Source organism: Acidisoma sp. (genome assembly GCF_035492295.1).
In the GTDB taxonomy this organism is placed as follows: domain Bacteria; phylum Pseudomonadota; class Alphaproteobacteria; order Acetobacterales; family Acetobacteraceae; genus Acidisoma.
Window position 1 is genome coordinate 61,448 of sequence record NZ_DATJJK010000099.1, and the last position, 19,700, is coordinate 81,147.

Here is a 19,700-nt window from a genome sequence, read left to right on the forward strand (position 1 = left end):
GAAGCTGACCCAGAAGGTAGTTTCGAATCGCGGACGAGCTAACACGTGATGCTTTCGAGAGTGATACTGGAGCTATGCCTCGCCTACCTATAGCAAACTGCAATTTCCTCGAAAACGAAAGTTCCCGAGGGCCACGGGGCTATTTATCAACTTTTTTACCCCAGGGGAACATCCCGCTCACTGTCTGCGCCAAACTGGCGCAAACATGACAGTTGGAGCATATTTTCATATATATATTCAGCACGTTATGGTCCAAATATTTCCCAGCATCTCGAATGCCTAAGCTGATCCATTTCTTCCGCTTCTGCGATCGATCCTGCAGGCATCCCCTAATGGCAGCCCCCAAAGCACCTGGGTTTTGGTGTAGGGATCGGTGCCTCCATCGATCTTGGTCCGCTAAGGCTTTGAGCATGTCACCCATGGCTACAATTACGGCCAGGCTCATGCGCGGATCATAAGACACCGGGTATTCCCTGCGGGTCTGCAAGGTCATGGTTTTTTCCTGCTGCGCTTCCACCTTGCCGTGGGGGACGCTGTTGCCGTGGCTCGGCGATCAGCGCGTCCGGGAGATAGCGCAACTCAGTGAAAATAAGAGCCTCCATCGATCCGGGCTCCGGCGGCGACACCCGATGCGTGAATCACCACGCTGCCTTAGGCGCAACACAATCGCCCGGCAATCTACCCCGGTTACCGGGTCGCGACGAACGTTTAATCTAATCCCTCACTATCGCCTGTGGTGCCGACCCGAAGCACACCATCGATTTCCATAAGCCTGGCGATGAGGTGCCCTATAGGTCGTTTGCCCTTCACCTGCATCGACAGGGTAATGGCTTCCCTGGGCAGGGCAGCCTCGAATCCCTGAGAGCGATCCTCCACCTCGTCGCGGGCCTCGGCGAGCGAGCCCTGTCGCTCAATTCTGACTCGATCAATGACGAAGCGGAGCTCCGTGCAGCGGATGAGAACCAACCTTAGGATGCCACGTCCATCCTCATAGGAGATCTGCAGGTCGTTCGCGAGACGACGCGGCTTGGGCAACCGTGCAAGCAGCGCCGGAAAACCCATCATGACGATGTAGTGGCCGATGACCGTCGCGACGGCGAGGATGAGCAATCCGCCACCACAGGCCATACCAACAGCAGCCGTCACCCAAACCGACGCGGCCGTCGTCAAGCCGCGCACCACGTCGCGGCGCATGAAAATGACGCCACCGCCGATGAACCCGATGCCCGACACGATCTGGGCCGCAACGCGGGAGGGGTCCAGGACAATACGATAGGCCGAAATCACGTCCGTGAAGCCGTATTTCGACACGAGCATGAAGAGGGCTGCCGCCACCCCGACCAGAGTATAGGTCCGGAGCCCGGCGCTCTTCTGCCGCAATTCACGCTCGAGTCCAATGAGCGCAGAGAGAACGAAAGCGAGGGCTAGCTCCCCAACCTGCATCCAACCTTGGCCGACTAATTCAGCAGCGTGCAACTGTCTTTGCTCCCGAAAGCAGACCCGAAGGCAGAGTTATCCACGATCTGACCCGGGTGTCACCGCCTCTCGTCGATGATCCGGGCCAAGCCGCCCTCACTCACACTTATGCGGCTTCCTCAGTTGGAAACCTAGCCAACTTACGCTCGGCCTCTTCTCGATATTTGACCACTTACAAAATCACCGGGAGAGGCTAGACTTCGATGAAGCAGAGCCTCTCTTCATTGCCTCGAAGGGTCTTTATATGGCATTGGCGCCGATCGGCTTCTTCGCGATCAGGCCCTTCACCCCGACCTTCTAGAAGGACCCGCGCCGCAGCATCTCCTTGACCATACGAACGCTGAGCGGAAAACTGAAATAAAGCCACAGGGCGTGGCCGATGATCTCGGCGGGATAGCGGTAGCGAGCGTTACGCGGATCTCGGGACGACGTCATGCGACATTGATATCCATACCGGGCAGCTCAGCAACCTGCGCCCGTTTAAATAGGCAGTACCCGCCTTAGTCCAAGACGTTTGAGAATGGCTACTTGACGAAAGAACTGGTGCCGGGATTGCGCAGGACTCCCCAGTAATATCGCTCCGGGCGGAGCATCTGATATGACACCTGCCTGCGCTCCGATCTGCGCCCTGTCGCCGATGTGAAGATGGCCGGCCATCGCTGCCTGGCCTCCCACTTGTACGAAGTCCCCAAGCACGGTCGATCCGGAAATTCCAACCTGAGCGACGATGACGCAGCACTTGCCCAGCTGCACATTATGCCCAATTTGAACAAGATTATCGATACGAGTGCCGGCACCGATGATCGTATCCTGTACCGACCCCCTATCCACTGTGGAATTCGCGCCGATTTCTACGTCATCGCCAATTAGGACCCTTCCGAGCTGGGGAATCGTCAAAAAGCCGCTTTCAGTTCGAGCGAAGCTGAACCCCTCCTGGCCGATGCGAACACCCGGGTGCAAATGCACTCGTGCTCCCAGCAAGGCATGGCTAACGCTTACGTGGGCGTCGAGCCGGGTACCTGCACCGATGACAACGCCGCTCGAAATGCTTACATGGGGTCCGATCTGGCAGTGGGGGCCAATGCAGACACGATCTTCTATGCAAGCAAAGGGACCAACACTCGCCGTGCTATGCACCTTAGCGCTCGACGCCACGCTTGCCGTCGAGTGAATTCCAGGAGAGAGCGGCGGTGGCGCGTGAAAAAGCATCGCAACGCGCGCCCATCCTTCATATGTAGCCGCTGCCACTATGGCTATGGCGGAGGACGGAACGCGCTTGATCATGTCTGGATGTATGATTACCGCACCCGCTCGGGTGCGCTCAAGTGCGGACGTATACCGTCTGTTCCCCAGAAAACTCACTTCAGCTGGTCCTGCTGCCTGAAGCGGCGCGACGCCAGTTAGCATGAGGTCTGCTTCCACGGCCGTGCCACCTGCCGCAAGTGCAACTTGAGCAAGACTGTAGGAGCCGCCTCGGGCGTAGAAGCGTTCATCTCCTGTTGCGTGTTCCTTCAGCAATTCTTCGTCCCTCTATTTTTTCGGGACAATAGCATTGCAGACCCCGAGCATGCATCTCGATTTGTTACGAAGCGCCAGATTGCGGAATCGCAGCTGCTCGGCAATGGCCACCGCTTGAATCCACGAGACGAGAGGAACAATGTGTGTGGGTTGAGACGCGCCATCAATCGTAATTGTCGCGGCCACCCCATGATGTGAGCCGAGAGGGTGGGTCTAGGATAGTTCAGCCACCGCTTGCGGTCTTCGTGAAGGTTGAGCGCCACGGCTTGCAGTGGCGCTAGGCGTCTTCAACGGCGAGCGGCAAGGTTCTGCAGATGTCGGTGTAGTCGAGCGACAAGGTTGCGCCGTTCCTGGTTCTGCCTTGAGCTCTGACACAAGGCACAATGCAGCCCATCGAGATTCAGAGATCGCGTTTGACATTTATGTCGTAGTCCGATATTTTAGATTAACGTCGAGATCGATGCTTTGACCTGATAAGTGATTGCTTTGTACAAATGAAGCAAGGGCGCGAGCGTGAGCCGACACGCAGCACCGCAACTTGTCGATGGATGTCGTAGAGGAAACAGAGCGGAGTGCCTCTTAGAGATCAGCGAATGCGATGAGCCAATGCAGGCATGATGGCTGGTCTGATGTTGAGCGCGGAGAATGGAACAAGCCCAAGACGTGGCTCGAGGAGAGCATAATTCTATGAAATCACCTGGCCCTAAAATTGACCCATCCTGGACGCATCGCTTCTGGCGAATCGCCCGCCGCATGGCAGTCAATAGGTCAAAACGGACTATTTCCAAGGTTGCTGCAATGGCGAGTGCAGGAATAGCAGAGTGTACGCGCGAGCTACCTCAGTCATGGGACGGCCGCTCGGATGCAATCGCCATCCCCATAAAGAGGGAATAATCATAGCGCTCGCTCAGAGCGGCTTCCAAAACCACAAAGCTAAGACTCGAAAGAATATGGAGAAGCGCGGGACGACGATGAAGGCGAAATGAACATCGGTCGTAGCGGACGGTGAGGAGGGAGAGTCAGGGGAGGGTCCTCTCTCCAACCTATCGACGTTCCAAGATGACCGCTGCTCTCTATGGTTTGCCTGACGATGCGATCCCTAATGGCGCGGCGAGTGTAGAGTCGGCGGCAGCGCCGGCACTCATTTTCTTAGTCAACATGGAGCTTGCCGGTTGGCGGCGTGGGCGTCCGCGGCGGCCGAAGCAATAAAATATACATGTCTCACTGGGAAGCGGCTCCGCTGGACTTGCGGAAGGACATGCGATGAATGTCAGTATTGTAGAGTTGCATTGGCCCCGCTTTCTGCAACCAAGCGGTCCAAAGGAAGACCCCTCTATTCTCCTCGCTGGTATAAGCACACTCGCAGATGCTCGGAACTTGGTCTATGCGATGAGGATAAATTTAGACACACTTGAGGCCGACCTTCGCGACGATCTAGACGAGTCAGTTTATGCCGACTATAGGCTAGACGTAATGCTTGATGAACTATTGTTCTTCGCTACTTTTGATCGAACATCTGCTGTGCCACTGGGCAACAGTTACTATATATTCTGGATGGTTCCCTTCAGTGAACCTATCATGCCAATACCCGGAATATGAGATTGAGAGGTGTCTGACGGAGAACGGATCGAGTGATTTCAGCGGGTTGTGATCCTATCGGATTGCGAGTCTCGATGGAATCATAATGGCCTGGACTGAAATCGCTCGGTCGCAGTATCGGCGTGCTGGCTACGCTGTGCAAGTAAAGTCGTGATCCGAGCAGAAGACCTGAGAGCGAAAGTGAGTTTTACCATTAGTGACATTGGGCTGCGACCCCTCATCTCCGACATCGTCTCAGCCTACGTCGCCCACCACACGGTCGAGGCGAGGGAGATCCCGGCGCTAATCCAGTCGGTATGTGACATTTTTGTTCGGTTGGGGGCTCCCTCTGTCGAGTTGGAGACTTCGCCTTTAGAGCCCGCAGTTCCAATCAAAAAGAGCATCTTCCCCGACTATATTATTTGCCTGGAAGACGGAAAAAAACTCAAGCTGCTGAAGCGGCATTTAAAGGCCACCTATAAAATGACGCCCAATCAATACCGGGCGAAATGGGGGTTGCCCGCCAGTTATCCCATGGTCGCGCCCACCTATGCCGCGCGGCGTTCGACACTGGCTAAAGCGAATGGGCTTGGCCGCAAGAAGTCCCTCGGAAGCGCGCCAGGGCCTGTGGTCCAGACGATCTCAGATAGACGACGTGGGCGTGGCCGCTGGAAGAAGACCGAGCAAAAGTGACTTCTACAGTCATATCCGACGTAACCTTCCCAATCGCGCCCCCCGAGTTACCTAAGTCGCGGCAAGAACTAGACCGAGGGCCAGAGCGCTAAAGGAGGTGGCCTATGGGCGAGCTTTTTATGGGTTGGTGGTGAGTGATGACAGCTCGGCTATGACGTTGCTCGGCACCTTCACCATCGAGGCGGCCAGCGAGCAGCCTCGCGTCGCGCCAGGTCATACTTGTACAACATCGTCGAACAGGATCATCGACGCATCGCCCGAATGACTGGTGCCTGACGCGGTCTCGCGGTTTGGCGAGTTATCGACGCCACCTCGAACGCTTTCGTTTTGTAAAGTGATCGCGAAGTTCAGGAAGGGTCCCATCCGGTACCTCGGCGGAAACGAAATCCATGCTCAAAGTCGCTTCCTCGCCAGCTTGTCTCAGATCGCCGAATGACGTGACAAACGCTGATCGCCTCTGACGATCACCCGCGCTCAGCCCAAAGCTTTGCGATAGAACATTCTCAGGCATCTTCGGCGGTTGCAGGTAGAGTCGCCACCGCACCCACGCTATCTTTCCTAGCGTTGCCTCTTCCTGTTGACCGCATCGACAAGCCAAATCCCAGACAGGAGGCGGGTGTGCGCTGCCTCGGCCATGCGCGTTGCTAAAATACGCTCGCTCTGGCGACGCCTGAGCAACTCGCCGATTCATTAGAGGATTGAGCCGGCACAGGAATCGTTGATGCGAACCTTATCTGTCAGATCTCACAAAAACCCATGTTGATTTCGTCCAGCACCCAATGCCACTGCTATAATGACGCCGCATTTCCCAACGAGACAAGGCACTCGATACATTACATGAACGACTGTTCTGGAAGGAAGCCGCATTTACCCGAACGTCATTCGGCGGGCTGGTTTCGCCCGATGGCTGACGTTAGTCAGCCTTTGCTGGGCAAGCTTGTTAAGGGCGCATAGTTGTCGTACCCTAGCAGAAGAATTTGACGAAAATGACGATGCTTGGGTGGGAGAGTCAGGTCAGGACGCCAAATCGCTTTATCCAATTGGGTTTTAAGTGAGGAGAGTGGCTCTATGAAAATCGCGAATGACATTACCACCCTCGTGGGCAATACGCCGCTCGTCGCCATCCGCACCTTGGCGCCGGAGGCGCCGGGCCGAATTGTCGCCAAACTTGAGTACTTTAACCCCGGCCATAGCGTGAAGGACCGTATCGGCGTCGCCATGATCGACGCCGCCGAGAAGGCCGGGCTCATCGCTCCAGGATCGGTCATCGTCGAGGCAACCAGCGGCAACACCGGCATTGCGCTTGCCATGGTCTGTGCCGCACGGAGTTATCGCTGCATCCTGACGATGCCCGAGACGATGAGCCACGAGCGTCGCATCTTGCTGCGCGCCTATGGGGCGGAGCTCGTGCTGACGCCGGGAGCCGACGGCATGAACGGCGCCATCGCGCGTGCTGAACAGATCGCGGCTTCGGGGCCCAACCACTTCATTCCGCAACAGTTCAAGAATCCGGCCAATCCGGAAATCCACCGCAACACAACGGCGGAGGAGATCTGGCAGGATACCGACGGCATGGTCGATTTCCTCGTCTCCGGTATCGGCACCGGCGGCACGATCACCGGGGTTGCGGAAGTGCTGAAGTCCCGCAAGTCGTCCTTCAGGGCGATCGCGGTCGAGCCCGACGCCTCACCCATCCTCTCGGGCGGGAAGAAGGGGCCGCATCTGCTCCAGGGCCTAGGCGCGGGCTTCGTGCCGAAGGTACTCAACATGATGTGCTACGACGAGGTCGTACGCGTCACCAACCAGGACGCCTTTGATACCGCCCGACGCGTGGCCCGACAGGAGGGACTGCTCGTCGGCATCTCTTCCGGAGCCGCGCTTTGGGCAGCAGTTCAGATCGCTCAGCGTCCGGAGAGTGGAGGCAAGCTAATCGTCGCCATCGTGCCTTCCTACGGAGAGCGCTATCTGAGCACGCCGCTCTACGCGGATCTAGCGGACTGAAGAGACCTGCAGGCGCGTGGCTAGCCATATCGAGGGTGGCTGGATGCTAGGAGAGACCTATGAAAATTAACTGGGATCTTGATCTCAGGGGCTCTGATTCAAATTTGGTGCTTGCTAAACTGAGAGAGCGGAAGCAGTCGAGCACGCAGGAGGCCGATGCCGCCTCTGCCGTACATGCTGCGTTTGATCGTCTTGAGGCGATTGATCTGGCCCTCGACCTGGCCGCTACTCCACGGTTCGACAATCGCATTCCTGATAGCGTCCCTATCCCGTTTGAGTGCCTTGGCAAATCGCTGGAGCGCATAGACTTCCGACTTTGCCGCTGCAGCGATCCATTGACTTAGACGGTGCAGGTGGCCGTACCTGAGCATTGTCTGAAAGCGGAGCACCAGGTGATGAGCTTCAGCAAAACCATAGACCTCTGCCTCAGGACGTGCATGACTTGTGCCTGATGGGTGTTGAGCGCGGCGGACGGCTTCATGCAGAACGCCGATGCAGTCAATGAGGAAATCCGGCGCCCGGTGACAGGATCAGTTGGCAGCATCTCGCTCATCACAGTAACAGTCTTCGGACACGCGTCCCCTTTCCCCGATCGCCATGCAGAGAGATAATCTGCAAGTCGCGATCGACTGCCGGTGAAGCCGAGGTTCTGGATCTCGCTGAGCAACTGCCGGATCCCAGTGACGTTTTCCGCCCACCGTCGTGAGAGGTGCCGGTAGTAGAAACCCGGGCTGCATTGCCCGAGCTGCATTCGATTGCGCTCAGGAAGTGTCTCGAGCCGCACCCACTTATCGACCCTCCTTCTGCTGAGACCCGTCTGCCGCACGATGTCGGCGACCGAAATCCGATGATGGTGGAGCTGTCTTACAATGGAAAACTGCTCCTCGAGCGCGGAGCGGTTACTGCCCGACACCGGCGGTGATGGCTGCTGTTCCGGGACCGTTGTTGGGAACCTGTCTCGCCGCGTTGGTCCGCGCTCCTGGCTTAATTCCTTTTCCAGCAACTCGCGTAGGTTCTGGAGCAGATGAAAGCGATCTGCCACCTGCCTCGCCTGCGGTGCGCCTTCGCGGGCCCCCTGAGCATATAGACCATGCCGATCCCGGCAGATGATCTCGGCTCCCGGGTGCGCTTTCAACCACGCTGCAGTGCCCGATGCTGACCGGTCCGGGAGCAGATCCACAACCCTCCTGGTCTCCAGATCGACCAAGATCCTTCCATACCTCTGGCCCTTGCTCCAGACCCAGTTGTGCCCGGACGACGCTGCTAAAGTATCGCGCATCACCTGCCGCAGCACGGTCGTGCCGGATAGTGAGATGCCCAGTCTGTCCAGGAGCCTGGCTGACTGCCGGCCGCCGACTTGGTGCCCACACAGCCTCACCAGGAGTGATAGGTCGTGGCTCCGCCGGGCATACTTCGCCGTAAGCTCCGGCAGGCGCTCAGCGAAGACAAGCCGTTTGCATCCCGACAGGCGACATCGCCAGCGGAAGGTACGGAGCACCAGCATGGTATGGACGCCTTGAACTGGGAGATCCGGGAGCATCCGGCGATACCAACTGTGCTTGGACGTCGAGACCGGGCCACAGTCCGGGCATACGGGATGCGGTTCCGCGGTCACCTCGATCGTCCATTCTCGTTTGGTAGCTACACAGGCTTCGATCTTGAGCCCATTCTTCGACGGGCGGATATCGCTCTTGGTCATCAACTTCAGGTGGGACGATCGAGTCGCTCACCAACACCGTGAGCCCAAATTCGAATCAGAACCCTTTTACGGAATTTCGACGCTGGCCGACCGGCACCATCAGCCGCATAACAGCCTCGAACTTCGGCACGCAACCAGGACAGGTCGATTACTACGCGGTTGCAATGAGGTGCCCCCCACAGCAGCCTCGGCTACCAGGCGCCAAGAAATATCTCGGAGCCTCATCGCGACCAGCCGTGCGTCCACCCAGGTCTGATCAATGCTGGGGACGCTCTAATCGGACGATGGGGACGTTTTCGAGGGATCTCTCATCTCGCGCATCCCTGCGGCGGCAAAGAAATCCTGCGTCGACTCGGAGCTGAGGCAAATCGAAATAATCTCGGCGTCCTCCTCTCCGGCGTTTACGAAAGCATGCTCCATTTCGCTATCTATATATGCGCTTTCTCTCATCTTGAGTTCGAGCGGGCTGTAGAATTCCGTATACAGCGCGACCGTTCCTTTAATGACATAGATGAACTCCTCGCCGGCATGAGAGCTCCAGTTCTTAATATCGTTCAGTGATCGCGCTTTGATCTTCATGATCAGAGGAATCATTCGCTTACGGCGCAATTCGACCGAATGAACCTCGTACTCATACATGCTGGTGGCGAAACGTAACGCATCCCCCGCACCGGTGACGACGAGCCGGCCACCTACGCGGGATGGTGCCATGTCTTTGAGGATATTTTCAAAACTCACGTCCAGCCCGGCGGCAATCTTGACAAGGGTATCGAATGTGGCAGCGACCTGGGCATTCTCGATTTTCGAAAGCGTCGCCGTCGACACCTGTGCGTGACCGCTAAGATCCTTCAGCGTCCAGCCCTTCTCTTTGCGCAGATGCTTGATGCGCCCACCGATCTGGCCAGCTGACAAATCCATCTTTACCGCTTTCTGCTACAGCCCACATTCCACTCCGGCCCGCACGGCATCGCGGCCAGCTTAGCGCATGCTGGCCGACATGGCGGAGACCGCGTTCATCCATCCAATCGCCTCGGCGACACAAGAAATCGAGAACCTGATCGTCACTGCGTCCACCCGCTCCGCTGTGGGGAGCACTTCGGCCAGATCACCAAGCGCTGGGTGGCTCATGACGAGTTCAAGCGAGCGCGGCTGGTCGATCACGAAGGGTGCCGGCAATGGCTTGGTCATCAAGGCTCTCTCGGCGCCCACGCGGATCGCCGCGCGCGCTGACTCCACGGACATTGCCTTTGCCGCGCGGTTGCCGAGCGCCATCTTGACGGTGACGAAGGTCGTCCCCGGAAAGATCTGCCGGTTTTCCGTGGCGCATCGGTCGTCCCCGGTGATGAGCGCGATCGGCACCCCCAACGCGCCCGCATAGGCGCCATAGAGCCCGGGTTCGCCAAGCCTGCGCCCATCGATGCTGACCGAGCGGAAGGCGAAGCCATTCGTGGTGTGGGCGAGCACGCCAAATCCCGATGCGCCGGCGTGGTGGCCGACGCAGAACACCGCGTCGAACTCGGACGTGAGGCCGGCGAACATGTTGAAGGGCTTGGGCCTGCCGGTGATGAACGATGCCTCCGGCCGCAACAGCTCCGGCAGAAGGTTGGTCATTGGGCCATGGGCATCGTTGACCACGACGGTGGTGGCGCCGGCGGCGACAGCTCCCTCGATCGCGGCATTGGCCTCCTCTGTCATCAGGCGACGGGCGCGTTCATACTCCGTGTTGCCCGGCGTGCCCTGCTCGGGCGTGACGACGCCGGCCACCCCTTCGATATCGACGCAGATATAAACCTTCATGCTGCTCTCTCTGCTCTGACGGTGGCGTAGGGACGCCCGGCTACCACTGCACCCACTGGTCGATCTTGAAGGTGAGGGATTGGATGCGCGCGGGCGCGGGCGGCCCCAGCCCGACCACGCCGACGATGACGCCGGTCGTGCAAGGGACACGAACCTCGAAACGTCCAAACATCGGCCCGTCGGCCGGCCGGATCTCGGCGCGTTTTGCATCCGGCGTGCCGAGCTTGGCGCGGAGTTCCGCCAGCTCCGCCGCGCGCTCCGCATAGGGACGATCCATGGCGACGTTTTCGAGGAAGAGATCTCCGGCCAGGCTGTCGTCCCAGCGGGCGACGAGTTCGGCTACGCGGCCCCCGAGCATGGCAACTTCCGCCGGGGGCTCCGTCGCGGCCTCGGGGGCGGCGCGATCGAGCAAGCGTTCCAGCGCCTCTGTCACCGGTTTCAGCACGCCGGAATAGGTTGCGTTCTCGAACCCCACGATCCCGATGCCAGCCGCGGGGTTCCAGCGCATATGAGAGCTGAACCCGGGATAGCCACCCGAATGATGCACGGTCAGGCCGTGGCGCGCGTCGGTCTGCGCGACAAGGCCAAAACCGTAGCCCTTGAACAGAAGGTCCTCGCCGGGATCAGGGGCGATCGGGCAGTGGATCGTCTGCATCTCCCGCCGACTTGGGGCCGAAAGCGGGCTGCGCTCGGGGGCATCCGTGCGGAAGGCTTCACAGAGCCATGACGCCCATTTCGTCAAATCCTCGCCCGTGGAGATCACCCCGCCGATGCTGGAAAAGGCCCCGGGGCCACTCGGCGGCAGAGCCCGCCATTCGCCGTGGGCAACGCGGTATCCCGCCGCCATCTGCGCGGCTGGTACCGTCGCATGGTCGAAGGTCGTCATCTCCAGTCCCAGGGGCTGAAGGAGAGTTTCCGTTACGAAGTCCTGGAAGGGTTGGCCGCTTGCCTGTTCCACAACCTGGCCGAGCAGCGCGTAGCCGAGATTGGAATATTCGAAACGGGAGCCGGGCACCGTGGTAAAGCGCACGCCCGCTTCCAGAATGGCGAGGAAGGCCTCGCGCGACAGCGACTCCTGCCGGTCCGCCCATGGATCGTCCGTCGGCAATCCGCCGCTCATCGCCATGAGCATGCGGAGCGTGGGCACCATCGGAACGCTGACGGGTAGGGTGCCGCGCAGGGCCGGCACGAAGGTGGTGATCGGGTCGTCCAGCAGGATCTTGCCGGCGTCGCGCAGGATCAGCAGCGCGGCGGTGGTGAAGCTCTTGGTGCAGGAGGCGATGCGAAAGCGCGTCTGCCGGTCCGGCGGCGCGTGGCCGAGCGATTTGACGCCGAAGCCGCCCTCGAACAACACGCCCTCCGCATCGAAGACGGAGAAGAAGCAGGCGGGAGCACGGCGCTGGTTCACACGCTCCGCGAAAAGGGCGGTGATGTCGGCCTTCACCTGCGCATAGTCAGGCAGAGTTTTGAATGATGGCATCGGCTTCAATCGCTCCGGCTCGTGGATGCTACGGCAGATCGGGGGCAGCGGCGAGGAGTTGGCGCGTGTAATCGTGTTGGGGAGCATTGAAGATGGCCTCGGTGCCGGCCACCTCCACGACTTCCCCTTGATAGATCACCGCCACACGGTCGCAAAGCGAGCGGACGACGGCAAGATTGTGGGAGATGAAGAGGATCGACAGGCCCGTCTGGTCGCGCAGGTCGGCGAAGAGATTGATGATGCCAGCCTGGACGGAAACATCGAGCGCGGAGGTCGCCTCGTCCGCCACGATCAGCTGCGGATCGACGGCCAACGCCCGGGCCAGTGCGATCCTTTGGCGTTGCCCGCCGGACATGCCGGCCGGTCGCACGTCGAGCAAGGACGCCGGCATATGCACGAGGCGCATCAACTCCCGGCAGCGCTCGCGGCGCGCATCACGCGTCCCGCCGATCTTGTGGACGATCAGCAGTTCTTCGAGCATCTGCCAGACCGTCATCTGCGGATCGAGCGAGGCATAGGGGTCCTGGAAAACCATTTGGATCGCCCGGCGCTGCACGATCGAACGTCGGTGGGCGAGAACCTCGCCGGCAAAGCTGACGGTACCGGTGTAGCTCTCTTGCAGGCCCACGATCACCCGGCCTAGCGTTGATTTGCCGGAACCGGATTCGCCGACTAGACCGACGATCTCGCTCTTTCCTACGTCGAGTGTCACCTCGTTAAGCGCGCGATGGCCCTTGCCGCGCCTGCGCGTAGCGAAGGTCACCGAGATCCTCTCCGCCCGGAGATGCGGCCCGGTCATGCCTCCACCCCCGTGCTGAAAAGCGCGATCTCGTCCTTGGTCGCAAGCGCCGCCTGCCAACCGGGGCGGATTTGAGCAAGGGGCTGTGCCGGCGCCTGCGAGCGCTCGGTGAGCGGTGGGGCGGACGAGGCGAGCCCGCGCAGGCGTTTGGCCGGGCCCTTGATCCGTGGCACGGCGGCGAGCAGCGCGCGCGTATAGGGGTGAGCCGGCTCGGCAACCATCGCCTTGAGATCGTCGGCCTGCTCCACGATCCGGCCGGCATACATGACGCTGAGCGTGCTACAGAACTCGGCCACCACCGAGAGATCGTGGGTGACATAGAGGAATCCAGCGTTAAGCTCTTGCTGGAGCTTCTTGAACAGCGCGAGGATCTGCGCCTGCACTGTCACGTCGAGCGCGGTGGTCGGCTCATCGCAGAAGATCATCTCTGGTTGGCAGGCGACGGCGGCGGCGATCATCACTCGCTGACGCATGCCGCCCGAAAGTTGGTGGGGATAGGCATCCGCCCATCGCCGCGGGTCGCGGATACCGACCTGCGTCATGAGCTCGACCGCGAATTCGCGCGCCTCCCGCCGACTCCAGCCGCGCCGCCAAGCGACGCTATCCACGATCTGCCGGCCGACACGCATGACCGGATTGAGCGCCACCGCCGGCTCCTGAAACACCATCGCGATGCCGGTGCCACGCACCGCCGCCAGTGACTTTCCCCCATCGGCCAGCAGGTCGCGTCCCTTGAAGCGGATCGCCCCGGAGGTGACGGAAAGGCTGTGCGGCAGGAGGCCCATCGCTGCCCGCAATGTGATGCTCTTGCCGGAGCCGGATTCACCGACGAGGCCGCGTGCCTCGCCCCGGCGCACGGTCAGCGAGACGGCATCCAGCGCCCGGAACTGCTCCCCCTTGATCCGCGCGGAAACGCACAGACGATCGATCTCAAGCAAGGGGGTACTGTCCGCCTGATCGACGGCTTGCGAACCGCCCTCGGTCATTTCTTCACCCTGAGAAGATTGGCGAGGCCGTCTCCGATCAGCGACAGTCCGAAGCTGGTCACGATGACGGCCAAGGCGGGCATGACCATGAGGCCGTAATAGCCGCCGGCAAAGAAGGGCTGGCCATCGGCCATCATGCTGCCCCAGTCCGGCGTCGGTGGGACAATGCCGAGGCCGAAATAGCTCAGCGTCACGATCACCGCGATATTGCCCACGATGTCGCTCATCGAATAGACGATCGCCTGGCTGACGATATTAGGCACCAGATGCCGAAACACGATGCGCCCGGTGCCGATACCGCCCACTCGCAACGCATCCATGAAATCGGTGGAGCGGATCACCAGCGCCTCGGCCCGCACGATCCGCGCATAGGCAACCCAGGAAACGATCGAGATTGCGACAAAGATGCTGCCGATACCGTTGCCGAGGATGAACACCAGGCTGATGACGAGAACGTAGAAGGGAAAGGCCACCACGATATCGGCGACGCGCATGATGATGAGATCGAACCAGCCGCCGAAATAGCCGCTGAGCGCGCCGACCACCGTTCCGATGACGAGCGGGGCCGCCACCGCGACGGTCGCCAGGAACAGATCGATGCGCCCGCCGTAGATGACGCGACTCCAGACATCGCGGCCGAGGTTGTCGGTGCCTAGAAGATGACTCCAGCTCGGTCCTTGAAGCGTGGCCGTGAAGTCCTGCGCGGTCGGACTGTAACGCGTGAGCAAGGGGGCGAAGACCGCCATCAGGACGATGATCCCGACGATCACGGCCCCGAGGATGAGATGCAGGTTGCGCTCCCGCTTGCGGGAAAAGAGCGACGTCCGCCGGATGGGTTTCTTGAGCACGAAGACCGCCGTCATTTCACACGCACCCGCGGATCGCACAGCCCATAGGCAATATCGGTGAGCAGATAGACGAAAATGACCAGAAGAGCGAAGACGAGGGCGCTGGCCTGGACCACAGGGAAATCGCGGTTCAAGATTCCCGACATCAAGAAGGTGCCCATGCCGGGAATGGCAAAGACGTTTTCGACCACCAAAGTGCCGCCGGCCAGGTAGCCCACTTGGATGCCAAGGATGGAAATTCCGGTGATGGCGGCATTCTTCAGCGCATAATTTATCCAGATCGACCGTCGGCCGAGCCCCTTCGCCTTCGCGAAGCTCACATATTCGCTGCTCAGCGCATCCATCAGGGCGCCACGTAGCCCCCTGACAAGGAACGGAACTATCGCCAGTGCGATGGAAATCGACGGTAGCACGAGAGAGGCGATGTGCTGGGACAGGTCATTGCCGTATCCGGCGACCGGAAACCATCGGAAATGCAGGCTGAAGATCGCGATCAGAACCGCGCCCGTGAAGAACAGCGGCGTGCCCTGGGCGATGGAATTGAAGCTGCGCACGCCAGCGTCGACGATGCCGCCTCTGCTCACCGCCATCCAGGTCGCGAGAGGCACGGAGATCACGATGCTGAATAGCGTCGCCATCCCCATCAGCCATAAGGTCGGCGGTAGACGGATCGCCAGAAGGGTGAGTATCGAGTGGTGGAAAAACATCGATTGCCCAAGATTGCCGACGGCCAGGCCGCCCATGAAGGTCAGGTATTGGCGCCACAGCGGCTGGTCGAGCCCCCACTGATGGCGCAGCGCCGCCAGCGCCGCCGGGGTCGCACGGTCTCCAAGGTAGGTGCGTGCCGGATCACCGGGCGCCATGTGCATCAGCACGAAGGTCAACGTCGCCACACCCAGCACCACGGGGATGAGCAGCAAAAAGCGCCGCGCGAGAAATCTCAGCATATTTGGATCCGATGAAGGCCGCGCGGAGCGGGAATGGCACGATGCGGCGGCCTCGCCACCGGATCGTGCCGGGTCACAGGATCATTTCGACAGCCAGACATCGGCCAGGTCGTAATTGCCGGTCACGAAGGGATGGAAGCCGTGGACATTGCCGCCATAGGCGTAGATCTCGGGCGTGTAATACAGCGGCACGTCAGGCTGATCCTTGTCCCACTGCTGCTGAACCTTCTTGTAGAGCGTCGTCCGTGCCGCCTGGTCGTTCTGTGTCGCCGCTTGATCGATCCAGGTGTCGATTTGCTTGTTCTTGTAGAAAGAGTAGAGCGAATGCGACCCGCCGTCATAGGATCCGACGAAGCGGATGATCTCGTCGGGATCGACGATGTCGGTGGTGTCGTAGCTGAAGGACATGTCGTAATTGCCATTCTGCTGCGCATCATAGGCAGCGGAGGGGTCGAGCGTCTGGATGGTGATTTTGATCCCGATCTTGGCGAGCGACGCTTGAAGGATCTGAGCGGTCGTCTGCTGGTCGGAGTTGCCGCTGTAGACGGTAATGGTGGAAGAAAAGCCGTTCGGCACAGGCGATTTCGCCAGATAGGCCTTGGCGGCCTTGAGATCATAGGGATAGCCTGTGATGCTCTTGTCGAAGGACCAGGAACTCGGTGACATATAGGCGCCGGCCGGGGTTCCGTGGCCGAACAGCACCACCTTCACCAGCGTCTTCTTGTCGATCGATGACGCGATCGCGCGGCGCACGTCAGCATTGTCGAACGGTTTATGGGTGTTGTTGATCGACAGGAAGTCAACGCGGCTGGAGGGGTAGATGCCGACCTTGACCGCCCCACCCGAGTTCTGCAAAGCCAAGATACTGGAATAGGCCGGGAATTCGTCGATTTGAGCCTGGCCACCCTGCACCTCGTTGGCCCTCGTGTTGCTGTCGGCCACCTCCTTGAAGGTGATCGAATTCAGATAGGGCCTTCCCTGGCGCCAATAATGCGGATTGCGGACGAAACTGACCTCGACGCCGGGGGTCCAGCTCTTCAGCATGAACGCCCCGCTGCCGATCGGGTGCTTCGCAAAGGCATCGGGTGTCATGCCGGCATAACTGTAGGGCACGATGGAATTGGCGAAGATCGCCATGTCCGAAGGCAGAGGCGCGAAGGGTTGCTTCGTCTGGATAACCACGGTGTAGGCGTCGGGTGTCGTGATCTTGGCAATCGAAGCATCGATGAATGAGAAGGGGCTTGACGGTTTCTGGGTCTGCTCGATCGAGAACTTCACGTCCTTGGAGGTGAGCGGCTGACCGTTGGTGAAGGTGACCCCGTGTCGGAGGTGGAACGTCCAGCTGAGCCCGTCCGCGGACTGCGACCAGGAGGTCGCCAGATCCGGCCCGACACCGCTGCCATCCGCCTTGGGCAGCAGAAGCGTATCAAACGCCTCCTCAATGACCCAGATCGAGGCGTTGTCGGTCGGCGCCGACGGCAGGAGTGTGCGAAGCTGCTCTGCCCGGACCATGACGAGATCGCCGCCTTGCTGCGGCGTCTCCTGGGCGCGCGCGCCGGATACGGCGAGCGGGCTCACACTCACGGCTGCGGCCGTCGCGAGGCCAATCAGGCACAGTCCAATTGGTGATGCTCTCATTGTCTTCTCTCACTGAATACGTGAATTTTCACCGCCGGAAATGGACACCGCGTGTCAGGTCGGTAGCGATCTTGTTCCAAGTTATACCAACCATCCTGTCCGCTCGGTCGTCTGCGTCGCACCGTAACGCCTAAGCCCGCAATGATTCTCCAACGATGGCGCCGGATTCATGCCTGCGTGAAATCTAATGCAAAACACATGCCCATCGGCGCGGATGGAGATGCCAATTGAGGATGGCGGCCTCCCCCTCTCGCGCCGGATTGGCGGCTCAAAGGCACATGAACCTCACGGCCCGCTGGACATCGAAAAACTCGATCGCCGCGAAGGCCACCGCACGTGGTCCATGGACCTTCGCACCGGGATACCATGCGGCCTTATAGGCATCGGATGGGTTGTTAAACTCCACGACCAGTTCGTAGTGCTCCGCAATTGTCGGAACCTGGCCGGTCAGGTCTTTCGACAAAGACCGTTCCACCCCGTCCCGGATCATCTCCCTTGCCCGTCCCGGCGACAGTGAGATCGCTCCGTGCCCGGCGCCCTCCAGTGTGGCGACGGTCGCGATGCCGGAAACCATGGCCTGGGCATCGGCGCAAATGCCCGAATCCCCCGCTAGAAAAACGGACGGCACGCCGTAGCGTGCCGCGCAGAGCGCATTCAGCGTAAATTCGGATGCCACCTCGCCATTCAGAAGCAGCCGGTTGATGCGTCCCGTGAGGGTATGGGCGAGCGGATTGGATTCGCTTCCGGCCTTCCCGTGGTAGCCGGTGTAGATCGCGGCAGAAAAGTCCGACCCAAGGCCGAACATCATCAGATCGGGGTGGCCCGACCATCCGCGGACAACGCGGACATAGTCCGGCAACTGGTCTACGATCAAATTCCGCGCACTCGCATGCGCATCCTTGATGACGACCTCCTCTGCCCCGGCTGCCCGCGCCCCTTCGCAAGCGGCCACTACCTCGGCGGTCATCAGTGCTCGAAATTCGCCATAGTCGGACTCGGCCCGGTTGGCCTCGTCCCAGTGCACGATGCCGGCAGTGCCCTCGATGTCTGCGCTGATGAAGACTCTCACGGCAATGCAGCCTTCTTCAGATCAAGTAGAGAGCGTTCGAGACAAAGCGCCTGGGCACGTCCGAGCGAGACCTTCATCAGGTCCCCCTCGCACACGCTAGGGCTGCGAGCAGCGCACTAGCTCTCCGATTACGATCCAAACTCTGCGAGAGGTTACGGACAGACGTCAAGAAATTTATTTTCTTATAGGAGATTTATTTGGCAGATAAGGCAACGCACCGGTGTGATGCCTCCGATTAGGGCAGAGCGCAGCGGCGGCAGACTGCAGCACACTGGCCGAGGCTTAGGCAAAGACTCCGAGCGGTCGGAGACTCACTCTTCGATTGGCTACTATGTCGCGGGGCTCTTTATGAAGTTGCTTGAGCAAGTGCGCACGTCGTTTGATTCTCAACTTTCGAAGGTAATGGCTACGATTATAGCAAGCTCGACAAATTGTCTCGCGTCAAACGCCGGGCAATCAGAGCTAACAGTATCCGAATCGGATCCCTCATCCTCCACGAGGACCGAGCTCGCCCAGAGGAAGGCGAAAACATGGAACTCGTGCTCGTGCCAAGCAGCAGCGCCAGGCTTTCCGGCAGCCCTAGCGCGACGACGGTCTCACCTGGGACGGGTTGTGCGCCGAGCCGGACGGCAGCCGCTCGCATGGCCACCAACTCGCCCAGCCGACGTAGCGCTGAGGCAGCCTCCTGCTCGGCGGCGAGCGCCGCTGCCGGGGCTCTCCGGGAAAAGCAGCCGCGAGTGCAACAGCACGAGGTGCGTCGCAATCACCAGCCGGTCGGCCCGGCGCTCGAGCGCGATGCGGATTTCGTATCTGTCGATATTCCGTGAAAGGCTCTCCCCGGCGGATCGCTGATGTCAGGCAATCGGGGTTTCACGAGTTGCAGAGTTTTGCGAATACCGTCAGGCGCGATGAGGCTGCCGATCGCAACGAGATCGCCGATCTCTGGAGCAGGGGTCAAGTCGAGGGTCAGATTAATCGCCTGAAAATCTGCAAAGAGCCATGTATGTCCGGCTCCCAGTCTATCCGGCGATCACAAGCGTAAGCCGAGATCATTGCGGTCTCTATGCCCAGGCTGCCGCTCGCGGAGCGCCCTGCCCAAAATCACATCTGGCACGGCCATTCAATCTGCCTCGGCGAACCTATTCCTTGTCGTTTTAGCAATGTTTCCTTA

17 protein-coding genes are annotated in these 19,700 nt (G+C 60.0%); 2 read left to right on the plus strand and 15 right to left on the minus strand.

Features of this window, described 5'->3' with window-relative positions; translation table 11 throughout:
* Window positions 1-139: 139 nt before the first annotated feature.
* From VL752_RS07155 to lpxD, 4 genes are all read right to left on the minus strand, one after another.
* Window positions 140-493, minus strand: a complete 354-nt coding sequence (locus tag VL752_RS07155; RefSeq protein ID WP_325353583.1) for a hypothetical protein — start codon at window positions 491-493, stop codon at window positions 140-142.
* Window positions 494-708: 215 nt separating this feature from the next.
* Window positions 709-1,443 (minus strand): MgtC/SapB family protein, encoded by a 735-nt coding sequence (locus VL752_RS07160; RefSeq protein ID WP_325353639.1) that lies wholly within the window; start codon window positions 1,441-1,443, stop codon window positions 709-711.
* Between the two features lie 330 nt (window positions 1,444-1,773).
* Window positions 1,774-1,911, minus strand: coding sequence for a hypothetical protein (locus VL752_RS07165; RefSeq protein ID WP_325353585.1), 138 nt, complete (start codon window positions 1,909-1,911; stop codon window positions 1,774-1,776).
* Between the two features lie 45 nt (window positions 1,912-1,956).
* Window positions 1,957-2,994 carry a UDP-3-O-(3-hydroxymyristoyl)glucosamine N-acyltransferase gene (gene lpxD / locus VL752_RS07170; protein ID WP_325353587.1) on the minus strand — a complete coding sequence of 346 codons (1,038 nt, stop codon included), beginning with the start codon at window positions 2,992-2,994 and terminating at the stop codon, window positions 1,957-1,959.
* Window positions 2,995-4,773: 1,779 nt separating this feature from the next.
* On the opposite strand from lpxD, the gene VL752_RS07175 reads away from it, so the two are divergent.
* Window positions 4,774-5,265 (plus strand): MucR family transcriptional regulator, encoded by a 492-nt coding sequence (locus VL752_RS07175; RefSeq protein WP_325353589.1) that lies wholly within the window; start codon window positions 4,774-4,776, stop codon window positions 5,263-5,265.
* 1,068 nt (window positions 5,266-6,333) lie between these two features.
* The gene (cysK, locus tag VL752_RS07180) at window positions 6,334-7,266 is read left to right on the plus strand and encodes a cysteine synthase A (protein WP_325353591.1); all 933 of its coding nucleotides are present in this window, start codon (window positions 6,334-6,336) and stop codon (window positions 7,264-7,266) included.
* A 98-nt stretch (window positions 7,267-7,364) separates the two neighbouring features.
* Here cysK and VL752_RS07185 read toward each other — a convergent pair whose 3' ends face one another.
* The 11 genes from VL752_RS07185 to VL752_RS07235 all read right to left on the minus strand — a co-directional run bounded on the left by VL752_RS07185 (window position 7,365) and on the right by VL752_RS07235 (window position 18,529).
* Window positions 7,365-7,637, minus strand: a complete 273-nt coding sequence (locus VL752_RS07185) for a transposase (RefSeq protein WP_325353593.1) — start codon at window positions 7,635-7,637, stop codon at window positions 7,365-7,367.
* Complete coding sequence (locus VL752_RS07190; RefSeq protein ID WP_325353595.1) at window positions 7,607-8,965, minus strand: ISL3 family transposase; 1,359 nt, start codon at window positions 8,963-8,965, stop codon at window positions 7,607-7,609. The genes VL752_RS07185 and VL752_RS07190 overlap by 31 nt, the downstream gene beginning before the upstream one ends.
* A 273-nt stretch (window positions 8,966-9,238) precedes the next feature.
* On the minus strand, window positions 9,239-9,883 hold the full coding sequence (locus VL752_RS07195; protein WP_325353597.1) for a helix-turn-helix domain-containing protein: 645 nt from the start codon (window positions 9,881-9,883) through the stop codon (window positions 9,239-9,241).
* Between the two features lie 60 nt (window positions 9,884-9,943).
* Window positions 9,944-10,762, minus strand: a complete 819-nt coding sequence (locus tag VL752_RS07200) for a M55 family metallopeptidase (RefSeq protein WP_325353599.1) — start codon at window positions 10,760-10,762, stop codon at window positions 9,944-9,946.
* Window positions 10,763-10,802: 40 nt separating this feature from the next.
* Window positions 10,803-12,242, minus strand: a complete 1,440-nt coding sequence (locus tag VL752_RS07205; protein ID WP_325353601.1) for a serine hydrolase domain-containing protein — start codon at window positions 12,240-12,242, stop codon at window positions 10,803-10,805.
* Between the two features lie 28 nt (window positions 12,243-12,270).
* Entirely contained in the window at window positions 12,271-13,005 is a 735-nt protein-coding gene (locus VL752_RS07210) for an ABC transporter ATP-binding protein (RefSeq protein ID WP_325353603.1), read from the minus strand.
* 32 nt (window positions 13,006-13,037) lie between these two features.
* A complete protein-coding gene (locus tag VL752_RS07215) occupies window positions 13,038-14,027 on the minus strand; it encodes an ABC transporter ATP-binding protein (protein ID WP_325353605.1) in 990 nt (329 codons plus the stop codon).
* Window positions 14,024-14,890 (minus strand): ABC transporter permease, encoded by an 867-nt coding sequence (locus tag VL752_RS07220; RefSeq protein ID WP_325353607.1) that lies wholly within the window; start codon window positions 14,888-14,890, stop codon window positions 14,024-14,026. The genes VL752_RS07215 and VL752_RS07220 overlap by 4 nt, the downstream gene beginning before the upstream one ends.
* On the minus strand, window positions 14,887-15,822 hold the full coding sequence (locus VL752_RS07225; RefSeq protein ID WP_325353609.1) for an ABC transporter permease: 936 nt from the start codon (window positions 15,820-15,822) through the stop codon (window positions 14,887-14,889). The genes VL752_RS07220 and VL752_RS07225 overlap by 4 nt, the downstream gene beginning before the upstream one ends.
* An 81-nt stretch (window positions 15,823-15,903) precedes the next feature.
* On the minus strand, window positions 15,904-17,460 hold the full coding sequence (locus VL752_RS07230) for an ABC transporter substrate-binding protein (protein ID WP_325353611.1): 1,557 nt from the start codon (window positions 17,458-17,460) through the stop codon (window positions 15,904-15,906).
* Between the two features lie 268 nt (window positions 17,461-17,728).
* Window positions 17,729-18,529 (minus strand): M55 family metallopeptidase, encoded by an 801-nt coding sequence (locus tag VL752_RS07235; RefSeq protein WP_325353613.1) that lies wholly within the window; start codon window positions 18,527-18,529, stop codon window positions 17,729-17,731.
* Window positions 18,530-19,700 lie beyond the last annotated feature (1,171 nt).